21 protein-coding genes and 1 riboswitch are annotated in these 26,169 nt (G+C 65.7%); of the genes, 5 read left to right on the forward strand and 16 right to left on the reverse strand.

Annotated elements, in window-relative coordinates; all coding sequences use genetic code 11:
- The first annotated feature begins 8 nt into the window (after window positions 1-8).
- A complete protein-coding gene (locus MU516_RS06420; RefSeq protein ID WP_260276395.1) occupies window positions 9-899 on the forward strand; it encodes a DMT family transporter in 891 nt (296 codons plus the stop codon).
- A 4-nt stretch (window positions 900-903) separates the two neighbouring features.
- On the opposite strand, the gene MU516_RS06425 is transcribed toward MU516_RS06420, so the two are convergent.
- From MU516_RS06425 to MU516_RS06445, 5 genes are all read right to left on the reverse strand, one after another.
- A complete protein-coding gene (locus MU516_RS06425; protein ID WP_260276396.1) occupies window positions 904-1,686 on the reverse strand; it encodes a crotonase/enoyl-CoA hydratase family protein in 783 nt (260 codons plus the stop codon).
- Window positions 1,679-2,542, reverse strand: a complete 864-nt coding sequence (locus MU516_RS06430) for a hydroxymethylglutaryl-CoA lyase (RefSeq protein ID WP_260276397.1) — start codon at window positions 2,540-2,542, stop codon at window positions 1,679-1,681. Before MU516_RS06430 ends, MU516_RS06425 begins: the two co-directional genes overlap by 8 nt.
- The gene (locus MU516_RS06435; RefSeq protein WP_260276398.1) at window positions 2,535-3,188 is read right to left on the reverse strand and encodes a glutathione S-transferase family protein; all 654 of its coding nucleotides are present in this window, start codon (window positions 3,186-3,188) and stop codon (window positions 2,535-2,537) included. The genes MU516_RS06430 and MU516_RS06435 overlap by 8 nt, the downstream gene beginning before the upstream one ends.
- Complete coding sequence (locus tag MU516_RS06440; protein WP_260276399.1) at window positions 3,185-5,113, reverse strand: acetyl-CoA carboxylase biotin carboxylase subunit; 1,929 nt, start codon at window positions 5,111-5,113, stop codon at window positions 3,185-3,187. Before MU516_RS06440 ends, MU516_RS06435 begins: the two co-directional genes overlap by 4 nt.
- Window positions 5,114-5,311: 198 nt before the next feature.
- Complete coding sequence (locus MU516_RS06445; protein ID WP_260276400.1) at window positions 5,312-6,916, reverse strand: carboxyl transferase domain-containing protein; 1,605 nt, start codon at window positions 6,914-6,916, stop codon at window positions 5,312-5,314.
- A 137-nt stretch (window positions 6,917-7,053) separates the two neighbouring features.
- Between MU516_RS06445 and MU516_RS06450 the strand changes: the two genes are divergently transcribed.
- Window positions 7,054-7,671: an OmpW/AlkL family protein gene (locus MU516_RS06450; protein WP_260276401.1), complete on the forward strand. Its 618-nt coding sequence runs from the start codon at window positions 7,054-7,056 to the stop codon at window positions 7,669-7,671.
- Between the two features lie 89 nt (window positions 7,672-7,760).
- Here the strand turns inward: MU516_RS06450 and MU516_RS06455 are convergent, their stop codons facing one another.
- From MU516_RS06455 to MU516_RS06465, 3 genes are read right to left on the reverse strand one after another with little or no spacing between them, the layout of a single operon-like run.
- Window positions 7,761-8,219 carry a lysozyme inhibitor LprI family protein gene (locus MU516_RS06455; protein ID WP_260276402.1) on the reverse strand — a complete coding sequence of 153 codons (459 nt, stop codon included), beginning with the start codon at window positions 8,217-8,219 and terminating at the stop codon, window positions 7,761-7,763.
- Window positions 8,219-9,748 carry an AMP-binding protein gene (locus tag MU516_RS06460; RefSeq protein ID WP_425606823.1) on the reverse strand — a complete coding sequence of 510 codons (1,530 nt, stop codon included), beginning with the start codon at window positions 9,746-9,748 and terminating at the stop codon, window positions 8,219-8,221. The genes MU516_RS06455 and MU516_RS06460 overlap by 1 nt, the downstream gene beginning before the upstream one ends.
- 49 nt (window positions 9,749-9,797) lie before the next feature.
- Window positions 9,798-10,958 (reverse strand): isovaleryl-CoA dehydrogenase, encoded by a 1,161-nt coding sequence (locus MU516_RS06465; RefSeq protein ID WP_260276404.1) that lies wholly within the window; start codon window positions 10,956-10,958, stop codon window positions 9,798-9,800.
- A 184-nt stretch (window positions 10,959-11,142) separates the two neighbouring features.
- Here MU516_RS06465 and MU516_RS06470 point away from each other — a divergent pair, with 184 nt between their 5' ends.
- Both MU516_RS06470 and cbiB read left to right on the forward strand, forming a co-directional pair.
- Window positions 11,143-11,685 (forward strand): histidine phosphatase family protein, encoded by a 543-nt coding sequence (locus MU516_RS06470; protein ID WP_260276405.1) that lies wholly within the window; start codon window positions 11,143-11,145, stop codon window positions 11,683-11,685.
- Window positions 11,682-12,587 (forward strand): adenosylcobinamide-phosphate synthase CbiB, encoded by a 906-nt coding sequence (gene cbiB / locus MU516_RS06475; protein ID WP_425606814.1) that lies wholly within the window; start codon window positions 11,682-11,684, stop codon window positions 12,585-12,587. The genes MU516_RS06470 and cbiB overlap by 4 nt, the downstream gene beginning before the upstream one ends.
- Here the strand turns inward: cbiB and MU516_RS06480 are convergent.
- The 8 genes from MU516_RS06480 to thiC all read right to left on the reverse strand — a co-directional run bounded on the left by MU516_RS06480 (window position 12,565) and on the right by thiC (window position 24,707).
- Window positions 12,565-14,064, reverse strand: a complete 1,500-nt coding sequence (locus tag MU516_RS06480) for a tripartite tricarboxylate transporter permease (protein WP_260276406.1) — start codon at window positions 14,062-14,064, stop codon at window positions 12,565-12,567. The genes cbiB and MU516_RS06480 overlap by 23 nt on opposite strands.
- The gene (locus MU516_RS06485; RefSeq protein ID WP_260276407.1) at window positions 14,061-14,510 is read right to left on the reverse strand and encodes a tripartite tricarboxylate transporter TctB family protein; all 450 of its coding nucleotides are present in this window, start codon (window positions 14,508-14,510) and stop codon (window positions 14,061-14,063) included. The genes MU516_RS06480 and MU516_RS06485 overlap by 4 nt, the downstream gene beginning before the upstream one ends.
- 6 nt (window positions 14,511-14,516) lie before the next feature.
- Window positions 14,517-15,509, reverse strand: a complete 993-nt coding sequence (locus tag MU516_RS06490; RefSeq protein WP_260276408.1) for a Bug family tripartite tricarboxylate transporter substrate binding protein — start codon at window positions 15,507-15,509, stop codon at window positions 14,517-14,519.
- A gap of 113 nt (window positions 15,510-15,622) precedes the next feature.
- Window positions 15,623-16,402 carry a transglutaminase-like domain-containing protein gene (locus tag MU516_RS06495; RefSeq protein ID WP_260276409.1) on the reverse strand — a complete coding sequence of 260 codons (780 nt, stop codon included), beginning with the start codon at window positions 16,400-16,402 and terminating at the stop codon, window positions 15,623-15,625.
- 112 nt (window positions 16,403-16,514) lie between these two features.
- Window positions 16,515-17,768 (reverse strand): AGE family epimerase/isomerase, encoded by a 1,254-nt coding sequence (locus MU516_RS06500; RefSeq protein WP_260276410.1) that lies wholly within the window; start codon window positions 17,766-17,768, stop codon window positions 16,515-16,517.
- A gap of 11 nt (window positions 17,769-17,779) precedes the next feature.
- On the reverse strand, window positions 17,780-20,107 hold the full coding sequence (locus MU516_RS06505) for a Tex family protein (RefSeq protein ID WP_260276411.1): 2,328 nt from the start codon (window positions 20,105-20,107) through the stop codon (window positions 17,780-17,782).
- Window positions 20,108-20,167: 60 nt separating this feature from the next.
- Window positions 20,168-22,687, reverse strand: a complete 2,520-nt coding sequence (locus MU516_RS06510) for a cation:proton antiporter (protein WP_260276412.1) — start codon at window positions 22,685-22,687, stop codon at window positions 20,168-20,170.
- A gap of 220 nt (window positions 22,688-22,907) precedes the next feature.
- Window positions 22,908-24,707, reverse strand: a complete 1,800-nt coding sequence (gene thiC, locus MU516_RS06515; RefSeq protein ID WP_260276413.1) for a phosphomethylpyrimidine synthase ThiC — start codon at window positions 24,705-24,707, stop codon at window positions 22,908-22,910.
- A 99-nt stretch (window positions 24,708-24,806) separates the two neighbouring features.
- A riboswitch (TPP riboswitch) is annotated at window positions 24,807-24,930 on the reverse strand.
- 149 nt (window positions 24,931-25,079) lie between these two features.
- Between thiC and MU516_RS06520 the strand changes: the two genes are divergently transcribed.
- Entirely contained in the window at window positions 25,080-26,147 is a 1,068-nt protein-coding gene (locus MU516_RS06520) for an alkene reductase (protein WP_260276414.1), read from the forward strand.
- Window positions 26,148-26,169 lie beyond the last annotated feature (22 nt).

The following is a 26,169-nucleotide window of genomic DNA, read 5'->3' on the forward strand; positions in this document are numbered from 1 at the left end:
GCCTGCCCATGACCTCTGCCCCCGACATCACCCGGCCCGACAGCAAGCCGCTGGTTGCGGCGATCTGGATGCTGGGGGCGGTCGCCTCGTTCACCTCGATGGCGGTCGCGGGGCGTGCCGTGTCGCTGGAACTGGATACGTTCGAGATCATGGCCTATCGATCGGTCGTGGGCGTGTTGATCGTGACGATCGCGATCACGCTGCGTGGCCGCTGGAATGTCATCGAGCTGCGCCATCCGATGATGCATCTGGGCCGCAACATCGCCCATTTCACCGCGCAGAACCTGTGGTTCTTCGCCATCGCGACGATTCCGCTGGCCCAGGTCTTTGCGCTGGAGTTCAGTTCGCCACTTTGGGCGTTGCTGCTGTCGCCCCTGTTTCTGGGCGAAAGGCTGACGCGCGCGCGCATCCTGTCGGCCTGCCTTGGCTTTACGGGCATCCTGTTGGTTGCACAGCCCGGCGCCGCGCCGATCACGCCGGGATTGATCGCGGCAGCGGCGGCGGCGGTCGGGTTCGCCGCCACCTATATCTTCACCAAGCGCCTGACCGGGCTGACCCATATCCTGTGCATCCTGTTCTGGATGACCGTGATGCAGACCGTCTTCGGCTTTGTCTGCGCCGGGATCGACGGCAGTATCGCCGTTCCGTCCGCTGCCGCACTGCCTTGGGTGGCGCTGATCGGCGCCGCCGGGCTGTGCGCGCATTTCTGCATCGCCAACGCGCTTCGGGTTGCCCCCGCGACGGTGGTGATGCCGTTCGACTTTCTGCGCCTGCCGGTGGCTGCGCTGATCGGGCTGCTGTTCTATGGAGAACCCGTCGGCATCGCCGTGATCGCGGGCGCCGCCCTGATCCTGGGCGGCAACTGGCTGAACATCAGGTCCGAGGCGAAGAAGTCCTGACCGCTCAGCCTTGCCAGTTCGGCTTGCGCTTGTCGAAGAACGCGGCGATCCCCTCGGGCGCCTCGTCTCCTTCCCAGACCGCGACCAGACGTTCGATACTGTCCTCGATGGCGGCCATGTCGATGCGCGGCCCAAGCGCGCGGCACTGGGCCTTGGCGGCGGCGACAGCGCCGGGTGCGGCTTGCAGGAACGGCGCGACCTCAGCCTCGATCGCGGCGTCAAGATCGCCCGGCGATACAGCGCGGGCCGCCAGGTTCAGCGTCACCGCCTCGTCGGCACCGAATATTCGGGCGGAAAAGAAGACCCGCCGGGCCTTGTCCTCGCCCATCCGCGCGACGACATAGGGTCCGATCGTCGCCGGGATCAAACCCAGCCGAACCTCGGTCAGACCGAACTTGGCGTCGGTGGCCGCGATGGCGATGTCGCAGACCGACATCATCCCAACGCCGCCGCCGAAGGCATTGCCATGCACCCGGCCGATCAATGGCTTGGGCAGGGTGTTCAGTGCCGACAGCATCCCGGCCAGCAAGCGCGCGCCGTTCCGACGGGTCTCGGCGTCAGCGCCCATCTGAGCCTTCATCCAGCCCAGATCCCCGCCGGCGCAGAAGCTTGCCCCGTCGGCCGCCAGAACCACGACCCGCACCGCCGGGTCGGCGCCAAGCCGGCCTGCAGCCTCGGTCAGTTCTTCCATCATGGTCTGCGACAGGGCGTTGTGCTTGTCGGGTCGCGCCAGGCTCAGCGTGGCCACGCCCCTCGCATCGGTCTCGATCCGTATCGTCTCAGTCATCTTCACCCTCCCGCATGGCGCGCGCCATCGCTGCCGCCTTGTCGATCACCTGCATGTCCAGCCCGTGCGCAAAACCGCGTGCGGCAAGATGTCCGGCGACCTTTTCCGTTGCCACATTGCCTTTCGCACCGGGGGCATAGGGGCATCCGCCCAGCCCGCCTACCGCCGCGTCGAAGACCCTCACGCCGCGCGCCAGGCTGGCGTCGATGTTCTGCAGCGCACGCCCTGAGGTGTCATGATAGTGACCGGCAAGCCGGGTCGCGGGTATTTCGTCCAGTACCGCCGACAGCATGGCGTCGATGGTTTCGGGGCGTCCCTGCCCGATCGTGTCGCCAAGGCTGATCTCATAACATCCCATGTCGCGCAGCGCCGCGGCCACGCGGGCGACATTCGCGGGCGGGGTCGGCCCATCGAAGGGACAATCGGTCACGACACTGACATAACCTCGCACAGGCATCCCATCGTCGCGTGCGGCCTGCGCGACGGGAACAAACCGTTCCAGGCTTTCGGCGATGGTCGCGTTCAGATTGGCCTTGCTGAAACCTTCGGACGCACTGGCAAAGATCGCGATCTCGCTGGCCCGCGCCGCCTTTGCGCCCTGATATCCCTTCATATTCGGCGTCAGCACGGCATAGCTGACACCGGGCACACGGGCGATGCCCGCCATCACCTGCGCCGCGTCGGCCATCTGCGGCACCCATCTGGGCGACACGAAGCTGGTCACCTCGATCCGCCGGAAACCTGCCTGAGACAGCAGGTCAACCAGCGCGATCTTGTCCGACGCCGGGATCAGCCGCTTTTCGTTCTGCAGCCCGTCGCGCGGCCCCATCTCGAAGATCTCGACGGTCTCAGACATCGGGCACCTCGTAAAAGTCGCGTTCGTAAATGCTGTCGCCGCCAGCCCGCGCCTTGGCCCGCTGATATGCGGGCCTGGCAGTCATGTGGTCGCGATAGGCGGCCAGCGCAGGAAATTCGGTTGCGGGCAGGAAGCGGAAGACCGCGTCGATATTGAAACCCATCATGCAGTCGGCGGCGGAAAATCCGGACGGCAGCAACCTGTCCTGATCGGTCAGATGCCGTTCCAGGGCGCGCGCGGTCACCGCCAGCCTTTTGGTATCCAGCTTCATCAACGGGATCGACCGTGCGGCTGCTGGACGCAGGAAAATATGTTGGATGTTCAGCGCCTGAAGGATGTTCGCCTGAGTCTCGGCGAAACCGACCCATTCAAGAAACGCGGCGCGCTCGGTCGTGCCGGGTGCCGGGGCCAGCCGATCTTCGCGTTCGGTCAGGTATTGGACGATCGCGCCAGATTCGAAAATCGCGCGACCGTCGATCTGCAGCGCGGGAACCCGGCCCGCCGGCGACATGGCCTGAAATTCCGGGCTGCGAAGTCCGCCATCGGTCAGCGACCAGACCTGCAATTCGCAGGGCAGACCAAGCTCTTCCAGCAGCCAAAGCACCCGCATGGACCGAGAGCCGGGCACATGATGCAGCCGGATCATGCCGTTTCCTCTTCCTCCAGCCGGATCAGCGGCGCACCGGCTTCGACCTGATCGCCTGCCGCCGCCAGCACTTCGGCCACAACGCCGTCGCGCGCGGCGGTCAGGCTGTGTTCCATCTTCATCGCCTCCAGCATCGCCAGACGGTCGCCGGCCTTGACCTGCTGGCCTGCCTCGACATGGACCGATTTCACAAGGCCCGGCATCGGCGACAGCGTCAGCGCCTCGCCGCCCGCGACGGCATCACGCGCCAGCGGGTCCAGCGGCACCAGAGTTACCGTCCGGCCGCCGAACACGCTGACACCGGCACTGTGGCGAACGATGCGGTTGCGGCGCAGCGTGTCGTCCACCCACCAGCGTTCGCCCTGCCAACGCACCTCATGCGGCGTCCCGTCCAGCGTCACACGCGCCGCCCCCGGTCCCAGCACCTCAATCAGCGCGTCACCGCCATCCCAGGAAATCGTGCGGCGCAGCGGCTGCCACAGCGTCGCGCCGCCCTTGACCGCCGGATCGGCCAGCCCGGCCAGCCCGATCACCGCCAGCGCCCGCGCCCGGGGGTCCGGCTCGGCGGCGGCGATCAGATCATCCAGATCGCGTGCGATCAGGCCCGTATCCACCTGGCCGTTGCGGAACCCGTCGTGCCGGGTCAGCGCGATCAGGAAATCCAGATTGGTGACGGCCCCTGCCACTTCGGTATCGACCAGCGCGGTTTCCAACGCCCGCAGTGCCACGGCGCGGGTCGGACCGTGGGTCACGATCTTGGCGATCATCGGATCGTACCACGGGCTGATCGTATCGTCCTGACGGACCCCGGTTTCGATTCGGGCCCAGTCGGGAAACGCCAGATGCGCCAGCCGTCCGGTCGCGGGCAGGAACCCGGCAGGCACGTCCTCGGCATACAGCCGCGCCTCGAAGGCATGGCCGGTTATCTGCAGATCCTCCTGCCTGGCAGGCAGCGGCTCGCCCGAGGCGACGCGCAACTGCCATTCGACAAGGTCGATGCCGGTGATCGCCTCGGTCACAGGATGTTCCACCTGAAGGCGGGTGTTCATCTCCATGAACCAGAAACCGTCTTCGCGCAGCCCATCGCTGCCATCGACGATGAACTCGATGGTGCCCGCCCCCTTGTAGCCGATGGCCTCGGCGGCACGGACGGCCGCAGCGCCCATGACCTTGCGGATTTCGGGGGGCATGCCGGGGGCCGGCGCTTCCTCGATGACCTTCTGGTGGCGGCGCTGCAACGAGCAATCGCGTTCGAACAGATGCACGGCGCGGTGTCCGTCGCCGAAGACCTGAACCTCGATATGGCGGGGTTGCAGGATGTATTTCTCGATAAGAACCGAGGGGTTGCCAAAGGCGTTGCGGGCTTCGGACTGTGCCGACGCCAGCGCATCGGCAAAATCCCGAGCATCGTCGACCCGTCGCATGCCCTTGCCACCGCCGCCCGCGACGGCCTTGATCAGCACGGGATAGCCGATCCGACCGGCTTCGGCCTCAAGGTCCGCGGGATCCTGGTTTTCGCCGTGATAGCCCGGCACGACTGGCACGCCGGCCTTTTCCATCAATGCCTTGGCGGCGTCCTTCAGGCCCATCGCACGGATCGCTCGCGTCGACGGCCCGATGAAAACCAGCCCCGCGGCTTCGACCGCCTGCACGAAATCGGGATTTTCGGACAGGAAGCCATAGCCGGGATGGATCGCCTGTGCACCGGTTGTCCGGGCTGCCTCGATGATCGCGTCGCCCCTGAGATAGCTGTCCGAGGGCGCAGGTCCCCCCAGATGCACAGCCTCGTCGGCCATCGCGACATGGCGTGCGGCGCGGTCGGCATCCGAAAATACGGCGACCGTCGCGACGCCCATTCGCCGGCAGGTGTCGATGACGCGGCAGGCGATTTCGCCGCGATTGGCGATCAGGATCTTCTGGAACATGTCAGCTCCTGCTGGGAAGGACGAAGGTCGGGGTTTCACATCCCCGGACCGCCGAGGGGTATTTGTGCAAAGAAGATGTCAAGGCAGCGCCTTGTTGCGACCAAGCGCAGACGCGGCGGAACCGGTCGCCCTCACGATGCGCGTCGCGCATGCGGATCGTCATATTACGGTCGGGCCCGGATCGGCACATGGCGGCCATCACATCCGGAACACGCCGAAGCGCGTCGGTTCGATGGGCGCGTTCAACGATGCGCGCAACGACAGCGCCAGCACATCGCGGGTCTTGCGCGGGTCGATGATGCCGTCGTCCCACAGCCGTGCCGAGGCATAAAGCGGGTGCGACTGGCGGTCGAACATCTCGATCGTCGGGCGCTTGAACTCGGCCTCGTCCTCGGCCGACCAGCTTCCGCCCGTGCGTTCGATCCCGTCGCGCTTGACCGTCGCCAGCACGCCCGCAGCCTGTTCGCCGCCCATCACGCTGATCCGGCTGTTGGGCCAGGTCCACAGGAACCGCGGCGAATAGGCGCGACCGGCCATGCCGTAATTGCCCGCGCCGAAGCTGCCGCCGACCAGCATGGTGATCTTGGGCACGCTGGTCGTGGCGACCGCCGTGACCATCTTCGCGCCGTTGCGCGCGATGCCCTCGTTCTCGTATTTGCGGCCGACCATGAAACCGGTGATGTTCTGCAGGAACACCAGCGGAATGCTGCGCTGGCTGCACAGTTCGATGAAATGGGCGCCTTTCTGGGCCGCTTCAGAGAACAGAACGCCGTTATTGGCGACGATTCCGACCGGGCAGCCCTCGACATGGGCGAAGCCTGTGACCAGCGTCTCGCCGAAACGCGCCTTGAATTCGTCGAAGCGGCTGCCGTCCACGGTGCGGGCGATCACCTCGCGGATATCGTAGGGTGTGCGCAGATCGGCGGGCACGACGCCCAGTATCTCGTCGGGATCATAGGCCGGAAGTTCGGGCGACTGCCAGACCACGCTGTCGGGCAAGCGGCGGTTCAGGTTGCCGATGGCGCGGCGCGCCTGGGCCAGCGCATGCGCGTCATCCTCGGCCAGGTAATCCGCGACGCCCGACAGGCGTGTGTGGACATCGCCGCCGCCCAGATCCTCGGCGGTCACGACCTCGCCCGTGGCGGCCTTGACCAGCGGCGGTCCGGCCAGAAAGATCGTGCCCTGATTGCGCACGATGATCGTCACATCGGACATCGCGGGCACATAGGCACCACCCGCCGTGCAGGATCCCATGACGACCGCGATCTGCGGGATGCCCTTTGCCGACATCTGCGCCTGATTGTAGAAGATACGCCCGAAATGGTCGCGGTCGGGGAACACCTCGTCCTGATTGGGCAGGTTGGCCCCGCCGCTGTCCACCAGATATACGCAAGGCAGATTGCACTGTTCGGCGATTTCCTGTGCGCGCAGATGCTTCTTGACGGTCATCGGGTAATAGGTGCCGCCCTTGACCGTGGCATCGTTTGCCACAACCATCACATCCTGACCATGAACGCGCCCGACCCCGGCGATCACGCCTGCGCCGGGCGCCGCATCATCGTAGAGGCCATGCGCCGCCGTCGCGCCGATTTCCAGAAACGGCGAGCCGGGGTCCAGCAGATTGGCGACCCGTTCGCGCGGCGGCATCTTGCCACGACCGACATGGCGTTCCATCGCCTTGGCCCCGCCACCGGACGCGGCAGCCAGCGCCGCCTCTTGCGCGATCTGCAGCAGATCCAGATGCGCCTTGCGATTGGCGCGGAAGGTGTCGGAATTCGTCAGGGCATTACTGGTCAGCTTCATTGGCGGCTCTTTCGCATTCCGGCTGCGTGGCAGGTTGTCGCAGCCCGGTCTTCAGGGGCGGTCGGTTGATCTGGATCATGTCCCCCGCAGGCCCGGCGGGTCACAGCGTCATGCGTGAACATCAAAGGAGCCAAGCGATGAGCATGTCTTGCATCGCAGCCGCAGCCGCGCTTTGTCTGGCTGCCGCCGCGCCGGTTGCCGCGCAACAGGCCGGCGACTGGACGATCGGTCTGGGAATCCACAATGTCGATCCGCGATCCGACACCGGAACCCTGGCGGGCGGGACCGTCCCGACCAGCATCGGCGACAATACCCGGCCAACGGTCACGATCGAATATTTCCTGCGCGACAATCTGGGGGTCGAGCTTCTTGGGGCGCTGCCCTTCAAGCATTCGATCCGCTCGGGCGGCGTGGAAATCGGCACCGTCAAGCATCTGCCGCCGGTGATCTCGCTGCAGTATCACTTCGACGCCACGCCGCAGCTGAAGCCGTTCGTCGGCGTCGGCGTCAATTTCACCGGCTTCTGGGACGCCGAGGCAAAGGGGCCGCTGGCAGGCAGCGATCTGCGCGTCAAGAACAGCTGGGGCCTTGCCGCGCATCTGGGCGCCGATTACTGGCTGACCGACCGTTCGGCCCTGCGACTGGACGCGCGTTGGATCGACATTAACCCCGATGTCGAACTGAACGGCGCGCGGATCGGTCAGGTCCGGATCGACCCGGTCGTGATCGGGGCGGCCTATGTCATGAAATTCTAGCGAAAGACGGCATTCGGGGGAATGTTGACGGCGCATTCCGCAAGGGGTGCGCCGTGTCACACAAGGCGGTTTCGGCTGCCCCAGCATCATCACCCTCCCTGCATGTCGCGCAGGTCCAGCGCCCGCCGCGCGGTATGCTGCAACTTGCAATAGGCCGCGGCGATGACGCGCATCGATCCACCGTCGTAGCGATCATAGGCCAGACCGCAATCGGCGTCGCGAAACAAGATCCAGGCACGCTGCGCGGACAGCAACTGTTTGGCCAGCGCCGGACGGTCGGAAAATGCGTCCCGCAGGTTTCCGTATTCGCGGTTCAGGATATCGTCCCACACCGCGTGTTCGGCCATCGCGCATTCGCTGATGCCGACCGTCGTCTGGCCTTGGGGCTGCGTGGTCTGACAGGTGTCTGCGGCATCGCCGATGCAGGCGGCAGAGGACGGGTCGGATTGCGCAAAGCACGCCTCGACTGCCGATGCGTCGATCATGTCGTCCTGCGCCATTGCACCGGACGGCAACAACATCATCACGGCCATCAGAAAAGCCCGCATCATTTCTCATCCTCCGCCAACCGGCGCAGTTCGCGCCGCATCACCTTGCCCGTCACCGTCAGCGGCAGGCTGTCCAGAAAGCCGATCTCTCGTGGATAGGAATGCGCCGCCGACAGGCGCTTTGCATGATCCCGCAGGCGGGCGGCAAGATCTTCGGACGGCGCATAGCCATCGCGCAGGACAACATAGGCCTTGACGATCTCGGTGCGCAGCGGATCCGGCTTGCCGATCACACCGGCCTGCGCGACGGCGGGATGTTTCAGCAGACAGTCCTCGATCTCCGACGGGCCGATGCGATACCCCGATGAGGTGATCACATCGTCGTCGCGTCCGACGAAACGAATGTAGCCGTCCTCGATCACGCCCCGATCTCCGGTCACCAGCCAGTCGCCGCGAAACTTCTCGGCGGTGGCGTCGGGGCGGTTCCAGTATCCCAGCATCATGCTTGCCGCACCCTTGCGGATCGCGATGTCCCCTTCGGCGTCGCCGGGCACCCCGTCGGCGTCGATAACCTGAACGTCGAAGCCCGGCACGGCCTTGCCGATGGCGCCGGGGCGCGGCGGGAACAGCGAACCGGCCGAACTGGCGACCATGTTGCATTCGGTCTGGCCGTAGAATTCGTTGATCGTCAGGCCGAATGCATGCCGGCCCCAGTCCAGCATTTCGGCGCCAAGGGTCTCTCCACCGCTGGCGACGCTGCGAAGGCCGGAAATTGTCACCCCGCCCGCCTTCAGCATCTTCAGCGCAGTGGGCGGGAAGAACACGTTTCGTACCCCGCAATCAGCGATCAGGCGGCGCGCCGTATCGGCGTCGAATTTGGGCATGCGCGCGGCGACAACCGGAACGCCAAGCGCCAGCCCCGGCATCAGCACATCGAACAGGCCGCCGATCCAGGCCCAGTCCGCCGGGGTCCACAGGCAATCGCCCGGCTGGCCCAGAAGGTCATGACTCATCCCCACCCCGGGCAGATGGCCGGTCAGGACGCGATGTCCATGCAACGCCCCCTTCGGCGCACCGGTGGTGCCAGACGTATAGATGATGACAGCAGGATCATCGGGGCCGGTGTCGCGGGTCGCGAAACCCGGGGCCTCGGTCAGACCGTCCTCGGGCACGATTACCCGCAGATCGGGAAAATCGCGCAGCATGTCGCGGCCTTCGGCATCGGCGATGACCGTCCTGACATCTGCATCGCGCAACCGCAGTTCCAGCGCATCCGGCCCGAACAGCTTGAACAGCGGGACCGAAATCGCCGCCGATTTCCAGATTGCCAGATGCGCGGCCGCGGTCCATGCCGATTGGGTGCGCAGCACCGCCACGCGCTCGCCCCGTTCGGCATCCAGCGCGACGGCGAGGCGCGCGGTCATCGTGGCCAGTTCACCGAACCTGAACGGGCGCGGCGCCCCGTCATATTCGATCAGCGCCACCTGCCCTTCGGGATGCGACAGGCATTGATCGGCCATGTTCAGCCGAGGCGGCAGGTTCCAGCGGAACCCGTCGCGCATCGCCTGATAGTCGGGACCGTCCGGCATCCTCATCGCTTCCCCCCATGGCCACGCCCCGCGGCGCGACCTTCCGGCCTCAGATCAGGTTCATCAGTTCCCGGCCGATCAGCATGCGGCGGATCTCGCTGGTGCCTGCGCCGATCTCCATCAGCTTGGCATCGCGGAACAACCGGCTGACCACGCTATCGTTCAGGAAACCGGCCCCGCCAAGCGCCTGAACCGCCTGATGCGACTGCACCATCGCCTGTTCGCTGCAGTACAGCACCGCGCCTGCCGCATCCTGCCGCGTGACCTTGCCCGCATCGCAGGCCCGCGCCACGTCATAGAGATAGGCCCGCGAGGTGTTCAGCGCGACATACATATCGGCGATCTTGGCCTGCATCAGCTGGAACGATCCGATCGGCTGTCCGAACTGCTTGCGGTCGCGCATATAGGGCATGACCTCATCCAGACAGGCGGCCATGATGCCGGTGCCGATCCCGGACAGGACGACACGTTCGTAGTCCAACCCCGACATCAGCACGCGCACGCCGCGGCCTTCATCGCCCAACACGTTCTCGAACGGGATCTCGCAATCCTCGAAGATCAGCTCGCCCGTGTTGGACCCGCGCATCCCCAGCTTGTCGAAATGCGGACTGGTCGAAAAACCCTTCATGCCGCGTTCCACGATGAAGGCGGTGATGCCCTTGCTGCCCGCATCCGGGTCGGTCTTGGCATAGACGATCAGCGTCTGCGCGTCGGGGGCGTTGGTGATCCAGTACTTGTTGCCGTTCAGCACATAGCGGTCATTCTTCTTGTCGGCCCGCAGCTTCATGCCGACGACGTCGCTGCCTGCCCCTTCCTCGGACATGGCCAGCGCACCGACGGCCCTGCCGCTGCACAGGTCGGGCAGGTACTTCGCCCGCTGCTCATCCGTTCCGTTCAGCTTGATCTGGTTCACGCACAGGTTGGAATGTGCACCGTAGGACAGGCTGACGCTGGCGCTGGCCCGCGCGATTTCCTCGGTCGCGATGACATGCGCCAGATAGCCCATGCCACTGCCGCCCCAGGCTTCGGGCACGGTGATCCCCAGAAGGCCAAGTTCGCCCATCTCGGTCCACAATTCGTTCGGAAACTCGTTCCGGCGGTCCACCTCGGCCGCCAGCGGCTTGACCCGCTCTTGCGCCCACCGATGCACCATCTCGCGAAGCGCATTCACGTCTTCGCCCAGATCGAACTCCATACCCTGCGTGAACATCGAGAAGCCTCCTCCCGGTTTATTGAACGAACGTTCATTTAATGCCTATTTACGGCATCCGCATCACGCCCGTCAAGCAAAGCCTGCGCCGGAACGGCGGATGCGTCAACAAGGGACGGCTTGCCCCCGCCCTCATGGCGCGACATGGTCGCGCGGCCGGAACGATGCACGGAAAAGCCGTATCATGACCCGATTGCTGATCCTGCGGCATGCCGCGCCACTGACGGGCGGACGCCTGGCCGGACGGACGGATGTCGATGCAGATTGCAGCGACGCGGCTGCCTTCGACTGGATCCGCGCCCGGATCGGGCAGATCGGGCGTGTTCTCAGCAGCCCGGCGCGGCGCTGCCTCCAGACCGCCGAGGCGTTGTCGATGCCGCCCCACGCCACAAGCCAGGCGCTGTGGGAACAGGACTACGGCGCATGGGAGGGACTGGCCTATGGCGATCTGCCCGATCTGGGCCCCCTGCCCCCGGCCCGGCTGGCGCGGCACCGTCCCGAAGGCGGCGAAAGCTTTGACGACATGGCCGCGCGGGTACTGACCGAGTTGCGCGGGATCGACCGCGATACGCTGATCGTCGGGCACGCGGGCACGGTCCGTGCGGCCCTGTCGATGGTCGTCGGACCGGCGGCGCTGTCATTTGCCGTAGCACCGTTGTCGCTGACGGTGCTGCGCCGCGCCGGCGACGACTGGGCGGTCGAATTCGTTAACGTCACCGCGCCATGATGCCGCTTGTCGCCCTGATCGCGCTGGCGCTGGATGCGGCCATCGGCTGGCCGGACAGGATCTATCGCCGGATCGGGCATCCCGTGACGTGGCTGGGACGATTGATCGCGGCGCTGGATCAGCGGATGAACCACGGTAAGGCACGGTTCTGGCGCGGGATGGCTGCAAGCCTGCTGGTGATCGCCGCCGCGACCTTTCCGGCGATCATTCTGCAGGATATGCTGGGGGCGTGGCTGCCGGGCATTCTTGCCTGGCCGCTGGTCGCCGCGCGGTCACTGCACGATCATCTCCGTGCCGTGGCGCGACCATTGCTGAAGGGTGATCTTGCCGCGGCCCGGCAGGCTACCGCGATGATCGTCGGTCGTGACGTGAGCAAGACCGATCAGGCCGCGCTGGCCCGCGCCAGCATCGAAAGCCTGGCCGAAAACGCCTCGGACGGAGTGGTGGCACCACTGTTATGGGCGGCAATCGCGGGTCTGCCGGGGATCGCTGCCTACAAGGCGATCAACACGCTGGATTCGATGATCGGTCACCTGACCCCACGCCATGCCGAATTCGGCCGCTTTGCCGCGCGGCTGGACGATGTCGCAAACTGGCTGCCGGCGCGGCTGACGGCGGTGCTGATCGCGCTGTGCTGCGGCGGCGCGGCATGGGCGGTCGCGCGGCGTGACGCAGGCGCGCACCGGTCGCCGAATGCCGGCTGGCCCGAGGGCGCGATGGCCGGTGCCTTGGGCGTGCGCCTGTCTGGCCCGCGCATCTATGGCGACCGGATCGCGGACGAGCCTTGGCTGAACGGCGGCGCGCCGGATCCCGTCGCCGCCGATATCGACCGGGCTCTGGCGATCTATCGCCGCACCATATGGCTGCTGGCGGGGGGGCTTACGCTGCTGGTCCTGATCTGAACCGCCGCCACGCACCCCACAGCGACGACCCGATCAGCGCCAGCGTCGCGACCACGAACACCGCCGAGATCGGCCGTTCCAGAAACACCACCGGATCGCCACGAGAGATCAGCATGGCGCGGCGCAGATTGGTCTCGATCAGCGGACCCAGCACGAAACCCAGCAGCAGCAGCGCCGGGTTGAACTGCGCCAGCGCCAACAGATAGCCCAAGGCCCCGATCACCGCGACGGCGGCGATGTCGAAGCCTGATCCGCGCACCGAATAGACGCCAAGGCAGACGAACACGATGATCGCCGGGTACAGCCAGCGAAAGGGAATGCGCAGCATCGACACCCAGATGCCGATCAGCGGCAGGTTCAGGATCAGCAGCAACAGGTTGCCGATCCCGAAACTGACGACCAGGCCCCAGAACATCTCGGGCCGCGCCTCCAGCATCAGCGGGCCGGGCTGGACACCGTGGATCACCAGCGCGCCCAGCATCAGCGCCATGATCGGATCGCCCGGAATCCCCAGAGTCAGCGTCGGCACGAAGGCCGAGATGGCAGCGGAATTATTTGCGGCCTCCGGACCTGCGACACCTTCGACGGCGCCCTCGCCGAACCTTTCGGGACGGCGCGAGATGCGTCGCTCCATCGCGTAGGACAGGAATGACGAGATCGTCGAACCTGTGCCGGGCAGCGCACCGAAGAAACTGCCAAGCGCACCGCCGCGGGCGATGGGTCCGGGCATCCGCCGCAGATCGTCGCGCGTCGGCAGCAACTGGCGCAGGCTGACATGGGGCGGGCTGCCCTTGCGTTCGGCGCTGGTGATATTGCCGATGAGCTCGGCCACGCCGAACAGGCCCATGGCCAGCGCGACAAGGTTGATGCCATCCAAAAGCTCGGTCCGGCCGAAGGTCAGGCGCGCGACACCGCTGTTCACGTCGGTTCCAACGCAGCCAAGGATCAGGCCCAGCACCACCATCGCGAAGGCCTTGGATGGTCGCTTGGCGCCGATGGTCGAAGCCGCGACAAGCCCCAGCACCATCATCGCCGCGTAATCGGCCGCGCCAAAGCTGGTCGCCGCGCGCGACAGGAACCCGGCCAGCAGAACCAGGACCACGATCCCGATGATCGAACCGCAGAAGGACGCCACCATCGACGCGAACAGCGCGACGCCCGCGCGTCCCTGACGGGCCATCGGATATCCGTCCAGCGAGGTGACCGCCGATTGCGGGGTGCCCGGCAGACGCAAGAGGATCGAGGCGACGGCCCCGCCATACTGCGCCCCGTAATAGACCCCGCCCAGCATGATCAGCGCGGCTTCCGGGGTGATGTAGTATGTGATCGGCAACAACAGCGAAATCGCGGCCATCGCGCCGATCCCCGGCAGCACGCCGATAAAGGTGCCCATCACGACGCCAAGCACGCAATAGATCAGGATGTCCGGCTGCAATGCAACCGTCAGCCCGTACAGAAGTCCTTCAAGCGTCGTCATGTGCCAAGACGCGGCCAAACCGGCATGGTCATCTGCAGGCCCTCTTTGAACACAAGCCATGTCAGCGCGGCGATCGCCACGGCCAGCATCACCCGCCACCGCCAACCGCGACGCGGTGCCGGCAGGCTGGCGACCAGAACGGCGACGGCGGTTGTCGGCATCAGCCCGAGACGCTGCAAGCCCAGACCGAACAGGGCGATGGCTGCCAGAACGGCCAGCGCCTCATGCGCGGCAAAGGGGCGCGCCTCGCCGGACCGGCGCCACGCGGGCAGCGCAATCATCAGCCCAAGCCCGGCCAGCAACGCCCCAAGAACGGTCGGGAAGAAGCCCGGTCCCATCCGGCGCAGCGTCCCGAATTCATACTGACCCATCGCGTAGAACGCGACCGCCGCACCGATCGCGGCCATTGCGGCACCGCCCCAGATGTCATGCCAGTCGCGCCGCATCGCCGATTACTGCGCCGCCTCGATCCGGTCGATGACCGCGCCCCAGACCTGGGTATCGTCGGTGATCCGCTGCGCCAGATCCGCGGGCGCGCCCCCCTCGGCCTTCCAGCCCATCGCCAGCATCTTTTCCTGCACGTCCGGATCTTGCAGGATCTCGTTGATGGCGGTGTTCAGCCGGTCGATGATCGCGGGATCGGTTCCCGCGGGCGCGATGAAGGCGTTCCACAGCTCTGCCCGGAAATCCTCGGGCATTCCGGCGTTACCCGCGATGACCGGCACATCGGGGACCTGCGCGAAGGGCTGCTGCGATGTGACGCCCAGCATCTTCATCTTGTCCGCCTCGACCTGCGGCAGCGCGGCAGACGGCGCCATGAAGCCCGCGTCGATCTCTCCTCCGATGATCGAGGTCGTGACCTCGGCATAGCTGGTGAAGGGGATATGCAGCATCTCTATTCCGGCAGCATCCGCGAACAGTTCCGCCGTCAGATGCGCGCCCGATCCCTGCCCGACCGAACCATAGGCAATGCCGCCCGGATCGGCCTTCGCCGCCTCGATGAACCCGGCCAGATCGGCGGGTCCGGCGTCAGCGGCCATCGCCAGAACCAGCGGCGCCGTCGCCATCAGCGCGACCGGCGCGATGTCGTTCTGAACATCGTAAGAGATATCGGGCACCAGTCGCGGCGAGGTGGTCAACGGCCCGTTGATCGTCGTGCCGAAGGAATAGCCGGGTTCGCCCGCAAGCATCTGCTGGACTCCGATCACCCCGCCCGCGCCGGGCTTGTTCTCGACCACCACCGGCTGGCCCAGCCTTTCGGCCAGCGGCTCGGTGACCAGCCGCGCCAAAACGTCGGGCGACGATCCTGCGGGAAAACCGACATAGACGTGCACCGGCTGCGTGGGCCATTCAGCCTGCTGCGCGACAGCCAAGGCCGGAAGTAGCGCGCCGACCCCTGCCAGCGCCGATGCAACCAGCAGGTTGCGGCGGTCGATTGCGGCCATGTTATCCTCCATCATGCTGTTCGGGCGGCAGTCTTGACCCGCAACCGGGCAAGGTCAAGCAAGCAGCGGATCATTTCGACAATCCGAGCGTAAGATATTGTAAAGACGCAATTTCAGACCTGATCCACGCGCGTCACGCGCACCACCTGACGGCGCATGTCCGCAAAGCTCATGGTGGTCATGAACGCGACATCGGTCGCATCGCGGCCAACCGCGATCAGGGCCATCTCGTCGGCGCGTGCCATCCCGGTCGGATCGACCAGATGCCAGCCCCCTTCCAGGAATACCTCGACCACGGCATGAAAGTCGGGGGGCTGAACAGACGGCGCATAGGCGCTGGCGATCCGCGCGGGGATTTGCGCGGCCCGGCACAGCGCGATCATCAGATGCGCGTAATCGCGGCACACGCCCTGACGTTGCAGGAACGTATCCGCGGCGGTGGTATCGGCATTGCTGGCGCCCGCGACATAGTCCAGCCGATCCTCGACCCAGTCGCGGATCGCCGCGACCTTCAGGCCGCCTGTCAGATCGCCGAAACGCCGGCTTGCGAAAGCGGCAAAGCGTTCAGCCTGGCAATAGCGCGACGGCAGCAGATAGCGCAGCGCGTCGCCGGGCATCTGGTCCACCTCGCATCCGGCAAGCGCATTCAGATCGGGACAACTCCGCGTCACCTGAATTTCGGCAGAGTAACGGCATTGAACCCGGTCCTTGGCGCGCAGGATGATCCGTTCGCCGATCCCCTCTTCGCCCGGCACGCGGGCGATGCGTTCAACCATGCCGAAATCGATGGAGACGCGCTGCAGATCCTGGCCGTCGGCCCCTGCCGCTTCCAGCATCAGCAGCACCGGCCCCTCTTCGGACAGCGCGTAGTCAAGTTCGACATCAACGCTCATGCGCATCGCTGGCCTCCATGGGTAAGGGAACCCATGCCTGATCGCAGAGGATGGCCGCAGACACAACCCGTGACGTGGGATTGCGTGCAGTCGCGCAGGCTGCTGAGACTGCCTATACGGCCGCACCCAAAGGCGCCTGCCCCGCCAATGCCCGACCCGCCTGCGAAAGGCCGGATGCCAGCGGCAGCAGATCGGCCTGCAGTGCGTGATAGATGTCGGGCTTGCCCGCAAACTGCGTCATGGCGGGTTGGTCGTCGGGGCCGATTTCCGGGAACCAGCCGCCCGACGCATGGTCGATCAGGTGCCGGTCGGCAAATGTCCACAGCCTGCGATACCACGCCTCGTCCTCGGGGCGCCCGTCCAGCTTGATCAGCGCGGCCAGCGCGCCGATGGCCTCGGTCACAGGCCACCAGTATCGCGCAGGATTGTCCACCGATCCATCGAAGCGCAGCGTATATGCCAGCCCGCCGCGCCGGCTGTCCCAGGCGTCCGCCAGCGCCGTGGCGACCAGCAGACGCGCCTGCGCCGGGGCATCCGTCGCCGGCCGGCCAGACTGGTCCCAGCATTGCAGATGCAGCCGCGCCATCTCGAAGGAATGGCCGGGCGTGGTGCCCGCGGGACGGAACATGGGATTTCCGGCGTAATCGTGGTCGGGGTGCCAGTCCGCGTCGTAATGTTCAGGAATCCGCCAGCCATGCGCCGCAGCCCGACCAGCAATGAAGAAATCCAGGATGCGCCGGGCGCGGGACAGGTATTCCGCCTGATCCGTGGCCTCGTGCGCGGCCAGAAGCGCCTCGACCCCGTGCATGTTGGCGTTCATGCCGCGATAGGTCGAAAAGGGCTGCCAGTCGCGGGTGAATTCGTCGCGGAGCAGACCGGCGGTCTCGTCCCAGAAATGCCGGTCCAAAATTTCGGAGATATCAGCCAGCAGCCGATCGGCATCGGGATGCCCCGCCAGTTTCGCGCTGGACGCCGCCAGAAGAACGAAGACATGCCCATAGGCCAGCTTGGTTCCGTCCGCGACCGCGTCACCGTCAAGCGACCAGACGAAGCCGCCGTGGCGCGGGTCGCGATGCCGTCGCCACAGATAATCCATGCCCCGGTCGATGATGCCGGCCCGGTCCTGACGCCCGGCCAACCGCGCCAGCGCGTAGGAATGCACCAGCCGCGTCGTCGTGTGCAGCTCCTGCACCGTCGATTGCAGCGGCGCGCCGGCATAGTCCAGCGTGTGAAAACCGCCCGCTGCGCGCGGGCTGGCATCAAAGAAATCCAGCGCGCGATGGGCGTCGCGGATCAGAAAGCCGCGATGGGCGGGGTCGTCCAGCCAATGTCCCGCAGCGTCCATGTTTTCGGCTGTGTCAGTCATTCCGACCCCTCTCAGCGTTTGCGCATCGCATCCATCAGGGCCGCGCCAAGCGCGCCCTGTCCGCCGTCGTTTCCACGCGGCGCGGGCTTGCCGCCCTTCGGGCCACGCGACACCTGACCGACAGGCGGTCTGCCCGACGCGGTCCCCGCACGCGGCGAACGGTCCGGTTGTGTACCGCCATCCTTGCGCATCGTCAGCCCGATCCGCTTGCGCGGGATATCGACTTCGGTCACGCGAACCCGGACCACATCGCCGACCTTCACGACCTCGTTGGGGTCCTTCACGAAGCGGTCGGCAAGCTGGCTAATATGGACCAGCCCGTCCTGATGCACGCCGATATCGACAAAGGCCCCGAATGCCGCGACATTCGTGACGGTCCCTTCCAGCGACATGCCGGGTTTCAGATCCTTGATGTCCTCGACCCCGTCGGTGAAGCTGGCGGTGACGAAATCGGGGCGCGGATCGCGGCCGGGTTTTTCCAGTTCGGACAGGATGTCGCGCACGGTCGGCAAGCCAAAATGCTCATCGACGAACTGTTCGGCCCGTACCGACTTCAGCGCCGAGCCGTCGCCCATGATGCTGCGTATATCGCGTCCGCAAGCCGCGACGATCTTGCGCGCGACGCCGTAGGCCTCGGGGTGGACCGAGGATGCGTCCAGCGGCTCGGACCCGTCGCGGATCCGCAGAAATCCCGCGCATTGTTCGAATGCGCGCGGTCCCAGCCCGCTGACCTTCTTCAGCGCCGCGCGCGAGGCAAAGGCGCCCTGCGCGTCGCGATGGGCCACGATCGCGCTGGCAAGCGAGGGGCCAAGCCCAGCCACATGCGCCAGAAGCGGCGCCGAGGCGGTATTCAGATCGACGCCGACCGCGTTGACCGCATCCTCGACCACGACCTCCAGCGCCTTGGTCAGTTGCCGCTGGTCCACGTCATGCTGATACTGGCCGACGCCAATGGATTCGGGTGGCACCTTCACCAACTCGGCCAAGGGGTCCTGCAACCGGCGGGCGATGGACACGGCCCCGCGCAGCGACACGTCCAGATCGGGAAATTCCTTCGCCGCCTGTTCGGACGCGGAATAGACTGACGCCCCCGCTTCCGAGACGACCACCCTGGTCGGGGTCTTCACACCCTTTGGCAGGTGCTTCAGCACGTCGCCGACCAGTCGTTCGGTTTCCCGGCTGGCGGTGCCGTTTCCGATGGCGATCAGTTCCGCATCGTGTTTTGCGATCAGCGCCAGCAAGGTCGCCTCGGCCCCGCGCAGATCGTTCCTGGGCTGGAACGGATAGATCGTCGCGGTATCGACCAGCTTGCCGGTCGCATCGATGACAGCAACCTTGACGCCGGTTCGGATGCCGGGGTCCAGACCGATCGTCGCCTTCGCCCCGGCCGGCGCCGCCAGCAGCAGATCCTTGAGATTGCGTCCGAAAACCCGGATCGCCTCGTCATGGGCGCGTTTGCGCAATTCGGTCAGCAAGTCGATATACATGGTGTTGGACAGCCGCACCCGCCATGTCCATCCCGCGACCTGCCGCAGCCACTGATCGCCGGGAAGATCGCCCAGAGGCCCGATGGCCTGCGCGACCATCCCCTCGGCCCGCGCGGCCCCGGTTTCGGGATCGGGCGAGATGTCGATGGTCACCACCTCTTCCTTGGCCGCGCGCAGGATCGCCAGCGCGCGATGGGCGGGAATGCCGGCCCACGCCTCGCGGTGATCGAAATAATCGCTGAACTTGGCGCCCGTATCTTCCTTGCCGGCGACCAGCTTGGCCGCAATAAACGCCTCGGCCCGCATGAAATCGCGCAGCCGACCCAGCAGCGTCGCGTTTTCCGACAGCTCTTCCACAAGGATGTCGCGCGCCCCGTCCAGGGCAGCCTTCTGATCGGGAACGGCCTCGGTCACATAGCTTGACGCCAGTGCCTTGGGATCGGCCGCACGATCGTGCTGAATGGCCCGCAGCAAAGGCTCCAGTCCATTCTCGCGCGCGATCATCGCCTTGGTTCGGCGCTTGGGCTTGAAGGGCAGATAGATATCTTCCAGCGCGGCCTTGGTGTCGGCCCCGGCGATGGCACGGGCCAGATCGTCGGTCAGCTTGCCCTGCTCGCGAATCGAGCCAAGGATCGACTCGCGCCGCGTCTCCATCTCGCGCAGATAGGACAGCCTGTCGGACAACATGCGCAGCTGGGTGTCGTCCAGCCCGCCCGTCACTTCCTTTCGGTATCGCGCGACGAAAGGCACGGTCGCGCCACCGTCCAGCAACTGCGTCGCGGCCACGACCTGTGCGGCACTTGCATTGATCTCGGTCGCGATGATGCGGGCGATGCGTTGGGCGGCGTCCATGCTGTCCTCTCTCACTTCGGAACCGCTGTCTTAGCCGTCACCGCGGCCTGCGCCAAGCGGTCAGTCCAGCGCAAGTTCGGGCAAACGCGCGGCCTCTTCGCGCATGGCCTTGGCCGACACGCTGTCGCGCACCGCCCGCCGCAGCGCCCTGGATCGTTTCAGCACCCGGCGAAAGCCGGTCTCGTCCAGCACCAGCAGGCTGGTGGGCGTGATCGCCGTCACCTCGGCACGACGCGGCTTGTTCATCAGGACGCCCATCTGCCCGAACATGTCGCCCCGTCCCAGCCGCGTCGTCTGACCGGCAATTTCCTGCTCGACCGCGCCGGACGACACAAAGAACACGCTGCGCGAAGGGGAATCCTTGCGGGCGATAACCTTGCCGGCATTGACATAACGCGTGCGCAGCGCCCGTGACAGGCGGCGCAGTTCGGGCTCTTCGAGATCCGCGAACAGCGGGAACTGGCGGACCAGTTCGTATTTGCGCAGGGCCAGATCCAGATGCGGCCGCCCCTCGGCCTGCTGACGCCGTCGCGTGATGTCGGCCATCAGCGCGGTGTGCAGTTCTGCCCCAACCAGCCCGTCCTCGCGCATGGCACTGTATTCGCGTTCCTCAAGCCGCAGGGCCGTCCGGCGGATGAAACGACGTTCAAGTTCCTCGGCATAGCCGGGATATTGAAGACGCAAGCCCTCAAGCGCGGTTTCGACGGCTTCCTGCCGGCGGGTCAGCAATTCGTGCAGCAGTTCGGCGACGCGCCGTCCGTGGATGCGGCGGATGCGCGTGTCCAGAAATCCGTGAAGATCGCGCAGGATCAGCCGCCGCGCAAGCAGCGCCTCGAACCGATCCGCGGTCAGGCGTGCCAGCGGGCCCGCGATCCACAGCCGGTTGCGCAGGAAAGACGCGACGCGGAACGGCGTGCCATAGCGCAGCCCACGCCGCGCTGCGCGCTGATATCCGGTGCGCCCGCCGCTGCGGGCGGCCTCGATCAGACGGTCGGCGTCGGTCAGCATGGTTTCCGACAGCCGCGCGCTGATGACCCGCTCGCGGAACCTTTCGAGGATGGTTTCCCGCTCATGCGCGGCCAGCGCGATCAGTCCCAGCGTGATCCGGTCGCGGTCCAGGATCTGCGTGTTGTCTTCGGCCTCGGCGCGTTCGACCGCACCGTCCAGACGTTCGGCGAACCGCTTGGCCTCGGACCTTACGGTTTCGCGGGTCAGCTCATAGCTTTCGGTGGTGCTGGCCACTTCCTCGCGGACGGTCTGCAACGCCACGGCGATCACCTGGTTGGACAGCGCCTCGTCCAGCGGTGACAGCCGATCCAATCCAAGTCGTCCGATCACCCAGCGCAGCGTCGTCCCCTGCACCATCAGCGTGAACAGCGTAAATCCGGTCGCCAGGATACCGACCAGCCGCTTCGTCTCGACCGGCACGTTCAGGTTCTCGGTCACCGCCAGCGCCAGCGCCAGCGTGACCGCCCCGCGCAATCCGCCCCACAGGATGGCGACGCGATACGGACGCTCGACCACAGGCGACAGCTTCAGCAGCGACAACAGCGGCATCAGCCCGAACAGGATGATGGCGCGGGCGACGATGGCCGCCAGAATCACCACCAGGATCAGCGCATAGTCGCCGGGCCGCATGTCGTCCATCAGCCGCGGGATCAGCAATGCCGCAAGAATAAAGATCAGCGCCCCCGCCCAGTGGGCCAGCAGATCCCAGACCTCGCGCAGATTGGTCCAGAAGGCCGGCGACAGGCGCGACGGGCCGATCAGGTTCAGCGTCAGCCCCGCCGCGACCACCCCGATCACCCCCGACGCGCCCATTGCATGTTCCGCGCCGACATAGGCCAGATACGGCACCGCGACCGAGACCGAGATCTGGGCCAGCTCATATCGTGCGAACCAGTGCATCAGCATCAGCGCCGCCCGCGCCGTCAGCCAGCCGCCCAACGCGCCCCCGGCCAGCAGCCATGGGAACTGCCCGATCGCCTCGCCATAGCTGGGATCGGGCACGCCCAGCATCACGAAGCCCATGAACAGCCCGAACAGGGCGATCGCCGCGGCGTCGTTCAGCAGGCTTTCGCCCTCGATGATCCGGGCCAGCCGACGCGGCGCTGACAGAGACCGGAAAATGCCGACCACGGCCGAGGGATCGGTCGTCGATACGATGGCCCCGATCAGCAGGCACACGACAAGCGGCAGCCCGCTGACCCAAGAAAGCGCATAGCCGATGGTCAGCGTCGCGACGAAAACGGCCACCACCGCCAGAACCAGGATCGGCACCCAGTCATCGACCATCCGGCGGACATTCATCCCCAGCGTGGCCTGAAAGATCAGCGTCGGCAGGAAGACATACAGGAAGACGTTCGACCGGATCGGCAGGGCAAGAATCGACTCGGCTACCGGATTCAGCGCATCGGTCAGATCGGTGCGCAGAAAGAAGATCGCCCCGGCCCCGATCATCATGCCCAGCACGGCAAGGATTACGCTGTAGGGCAGCGACAACCGTGCCGCCAACGGCTCGGCCATGCCGATTACCACGAACAGACAGGCAACGATGGTGGTCAGAAGAACGATGTCCATGACCTTGGGATAGCTGGAAAAAGCGCCTCAGGGAATATCGTCCATGGCAGATCCCGACGCATTTTCGTGAAGGTCGCGGCCGGTGCGATCCATATGCGATGCGGCCCGCGCCCGCAGTCCGGCCCCGGCGCAGGGGGACCGGGGGGAGCGAACTCCCCCGGCCATCGCGGGACGCAATGGCGGCGCGGGTTTCCCGCGGCGCCTGCCCTCGAGGGTGGGATCAGTCCTCGACCGGCATGTACAGATCGCCGCCCGCACGATACCTGGCCGCCATCTCCTCCATGCCGCGCGCACGGGATTCCGCGCGGATGTCGTGGCTGATCTTCATCGAACAGAATTTCGGCCCGCACATGGAACAGAAATGCGCCACCTTGTGAGCGTCCTTGGGCAGGGTCTGATCGTGGAAATCGCGGGCCGTCTCGGGATCTAGGGACAGGTTGAACTGGTCTTCCCACCTGAACTCGAACCGCGCCCGCGACAAGGCGTCGTCGCGCAGCCGCGCCGCCGGATGCCCCTTGGCCAGATCGGCAGCGTGGGCCGCGATCTTGTAGGTGATGACGCCGGTCTTCACATCATCGCGGTCGGGCAGGCCCAGATGTTCCTTTGGCGTGACATAGCACAGCATCGCCGTGCCGAACCAACCGATCATCGCCGCGCCGATGGCGCTGGTGATATGATCGTAACCCGGCGCGATATCCGTCGTCAGCGGCCCCAACGTGTAGAACGGCGCCTCGCCGCAATGGGCAAGCTGCTTGTCCATGTTTTCCTTGATCTTGTGCATCGGCACATGGCCGGGCCCCTCGATCATGACCTGGCAGCCCTTCTCCCAGGCGATCTGGGTCAATTCGCCCAGTGTCTCCAACTCGGCGAACTGCGCCGCGTCGTTGGCATCTGCGATCGCCCCAGGACGCAGCCCATCGCCAAGTGAGAAGCTGACATCGTAAGCCGCCATGATGTCGCAGATCTCCTCGAAATGCTCATACAGGAAGCTTTCACGGTGATGATGCAGGCACCATTTTGCCATGATCGAGCCTCCTCGGCTGACGATCCCGGTCACCCGCTCGGCCGTCAGATGGATGAACGGCAGGCGCACCCCGGCATGGATGGTAAAGTAGTCGACGCCCTGTTCGGCCTGTTCGATCAACGTGTCGCGATAGACCTCCCATGACAGGTCTTCGGCGACCCCGTTCACCTTTTCCAGCGCCTGATACAGCGGCACGGTCCCGATCGGCACCGGGCTGTTGCGGATGATCCATTCGCGGATGTTGTGGATGTTGCGCCCGGTCGACAGGTCCATCACGGTGTCCGCGCCCCAACGAGTCGCCCAGACCATCTTCTCGACCTCTTCTTCCATCGAGGATGTGACGGCCGAATTTCCGATATTGGCGTTGATCTTGACCAGAAAGTTGCGGCCGATCGCCATCGGCTCGATCTCGGGGTGATTGATATTGGCCGGAATGATGGCGCGACCGCTGGCGACCTCCTGCCGGACGAAGTCCGCAGTGACGTGATCGGGGATCGCCGCGCCCCAGTCCTGACCGTCGCGGGCCAGTCTTTCCTTCGCGGCACGGCGACCAAGATTCTCGCGGATGGCCACGAACTCCATTTCCGGCGTGATGATGCCTGCGCGGGCATAGGCCATCTGCGTGACGACGTTGCCGGGCTTGGCCCGCAAAGGTCTGTGCCGGATCGGAAATTCCGGTGTAAGCCGGTCTCCGGTGACAAATCCGTTGTCCTCGGGCCTGACCACACGTCCATCATGGCGTTCCACATCGCCGCGACCGTCGATCCAGCCTTCGCGCAACCGCGGCAGGCCAGCGGAGATGTCGATCGTTGCCTCCGGGTCCGTATAGGCGCCCGACGGATCATAGACGGTCAACGGCGGCTCCATCGCCGAGGGGTGCAACGCAATCTCGCGCATCGGCACGCGAATGCCGGGGTGGATGTCGCCCTGATGCCAGATCTTGCGGGATGCGGGCAGCGGGCCGGTTGTGATCCGGGGGGTCGTTTGGTCTTTCATGCGCGTCTCCTCAAGCACGACTCAAAAAGACCCGGATGATGATTGAGGCAGAAAGCGGGCCTTGCGACCCGAAAAAGGCCGCGACGGCCCAAAGAACGACGCTGCGCCCTTCGGTCTTCCTACGCCAGTATCAACTGGGTCAGGTTCAAAGGGTCGCCGCACCGTGGGTTGCCCCACCAATCGGCCTCTCAGTCCCTCGGGCGGGACTCCCCTGACGCCGCAAAGGCTCACAGAGGCGGCGGGGCTTGTCAAGCCGCGTGTCGGGCAGGCTTGCGCCGCGCGGAACGCCGGATTGCGGCGCGCGGCATTGAAAGACGGCGCACGAAGTTACAATTCGATCACCACACTGCATCGAAGGCGAAAGGAATCTTCATGCCCTCATTGTTCGACCCGCTTCCGCTGGGACCGCATACCCTGAAAAATCGCATCGTCATGGCGCCGCTGACCCGCAGTCGTGCCACCGCCGACCGTGTCCCGAACCAGTTGATGGAAACCTATTACAGCCAACGCGCCGAGGCCGGGCTTATCCTGACCGAGGCGACCAGTGTCACGCCGATGGGCGTCGGCTACGCCGATACGCCGGGGATCTGGAACAATGCGCAGGTCGAAGGCTGGCAACGGATCACCAGCGCCGTGCACGAACGGGGCGGTCTGATCTTCCTGCAATTGTGGCATGTCGGGCGGATCTCGGCGCCCCTGTTCCTGAACGGCGAACTGCCGGTCGCCCCCAGCGCGATCAAGCCGAAAGGCCATGTCAGCCTTGTGCGCCCCAAGCAGGAATATGTCACCCCCCGCGCGCTGGACAGCGACGAGATCCCGGGTGTGATCGACGCGTTCCGCAAGGGCGCCGAAAACGCCCTTCGCGCGGGCTTTGACGGCGTCGAGATTCATGCGGCAAACGGCTATCTTATCGACCAGTTCCTGCAGGACAGCACCAATCTGCGCACCGACCGCTATGGCGGTTCGCTGGAAAACCGGACGCGCCTTCTTGAAGAGATCGCGGATGCGGTGATCGGCGTCTGGGGCGCGGATCGCGTCGGCGTTCACTTGGCCCCGCGCATGGACGGCCACGACATGGGCGACAGCGATCCAAAGATGCTGTTCACCCGCGTGGCGGACCAGATGAAGCAACGCGGCGTGGCCTTTCTGATGCTGCGCGAACACCTGGCCGAAGACAGCCTGCTGGACGACATCAAGACCGCGTTCGGTGGTGTGGTGATCGCCAACGAGGGATTGACCCGCGACAGCGCCCAGAAGCTGATCGAACAGGGACGCGCCGATGCCGCGGGCTTCGGCAAGGATTTCATCGCCACCCCAGACCTTCCCTCGAGATTCCGCAAGGGACTGGCGTTGAACGAGCAGGACCCTTCGAGTTTCTATGCCGGCGGGCCCGAGGGCTATGTCGATTATCCGACGGCCGACGCTGTCGCCGCCGAATAGTGCAGCCCGGTTTCAGATAATT

The sequence above is a fragment of the Paracoccus maritimus genome (assembly GCF_025195095.1).
GTDB classification, from domain to species: domain Bacteria; phylum Pseudomonadota; class Alphaproteobacteria; order Rhodobacterales; family Rhodobacteraceae; genus Paracoccus; species Paracoccus maritimus.

Bases quoted from the DNA above. Each gene is read 5' to 3' on its own strand.
- MU516_RS06505 (WP_260276411.1), bottom strand. From the start codon at position 20,107: ATGGACGCCGCCCAACGCATCGCCCGCATCATCGCGACCGAGATCAAT.
- MU516_RS06425 (WP_260276396.1), bottom strand. From the start codon at position 1,686: ATGACTGAGACGATACGGATCGAGACCGATGCGAGGGGCGTGGCCACG.
- MU516_RS06470 (WP_260276405.1), top strand. From the start codon at position 11,143: ATGACCCGATTGCTGATCCTGCGGCATGCCGCGCCACTGACGGGCGGA.
- MU516_RS06465 (WP_260276404.1), bottom strand. From the start codon at position 10,958: ATGTTCACGCAGGGTATGGAGTTCGATCTGGGCGAAGACGTGAATGCG.
- MU516_RS06455 (WP_260276402.1), bottom strand. From the start codon at position 8,219: ATGCGGGCTTTTCTGATGGCCGTGATGATGTTGTTGCCGTCCGGTGCA.
- MU516_RS06435 (WP_260276398.1), bottom strand. From the start codon at position 3,188: ATGATCCGGCTGCATCATGTGCCCGGCTCTCGGTCCATGCGGGTGCTT.
- MU516_RS06420 (WP_260276395.1), top strand. From the start codon at position 9: ATGACCTCTGCCCCCGACATCACCCGGCCCGACAGCAAGCCGCTGGTT.
- MU516_RS06485 (WP_260276407.1), bottom strand. From the start codon at position 14,510: ATGCGGCGCGACTGGCATGACATCTGGGGCGGTGCCGCAATGGCCGCG.
- MU516_RS06480 (WP_260276406.1), bottom strand. From the start codon at position 14,064: ATGACGACGCTTGAAGGACTTCTGTACGGGCTGACGGTTGCATTGCAG.
- MU516_RS06520 (WP_260276414.1), top strand. From the start codon at position 25,080: ATGCCCTCATTGTTCGACCCGCTTCCGCTGGGACCGCATACCCTGAAA.
- MU516_RS06490 (WP_260276408.1), bottom strand. From the start codon at position 15,509: ATGGCCGCAATCGACCGCCGCAACCTGCTGGTTGCATCGGCGCTGGCA.
- MU516_RS06510 (WP_260276412.1), bottom strand. From the start codon at position 22,687: ATGGACATCGTTCTTCTGACCACCATCGTTGCCTGTCTGTTCGTGGTA.
- MU516_RS06450 (WP_260276401.1), top strand. From the start codon at position 7,054: ATGAGCATGTCTTGCATCGCAGCCGCAGCCGCGCTTTGTCTGGCTGCC.
- cbiB (WP_425606814.1), top strand. From the start codon at position 11,682: ATGATGCCGCTTGTCGCCCTGATCGCGCTGGCGCTGGATGCGGCCATC.
- MU516_RS06500 (WP_260276410.1), bottom strand. From the start codon at position 17,768: ATGACTGACACAGCCGAAAACATGGACGCTGCGGGACATTGGCTGGAC.
- MU516_RS06445 (WP_260276400.1), bottom strand. From the start codon at position 6,916: ATGAAGCTGACCAGTAATGCCCTGACGAATTCCGACACCTTCCGCGCC.
- MU516_RS06430 (WP_260276397.1), bottom strand. From the start codon at position 2,542: ATGTCTGAGACCGTCGAGATCTTCGAGATGGGGCCGCGCGACGGGCTG.
- thiC (WP_260276413.1), bottom strand. From the start codon at position 24,707: ATGAAAGACCAAACGACCCCCCGGATCACAACCGGCCCGCTGCCCGCA.
- MU516_RS06460 (WP_425606823.1), bottom strand. From the start codon at position 9,748: ATGCCGGACGGTCCCGACTATCAGGCGATGCGCGACGGGTTCCGCTGG.
- MU516_RS06495 (WP_260276409.1), bottom strand. From the start codon at position 16,402: ATGAGCGTTGATGTCGAACTTGACTACGCGCTGTCCGAAGAGGGGCCG.
- MU516_RS06440 (WP_260276399.1), bottom strand. From the start codon at position 5,113: ATGTTCCAGAAGATCCTGATCGCCAATCGCGGCGAAATCGCCTGCCGC.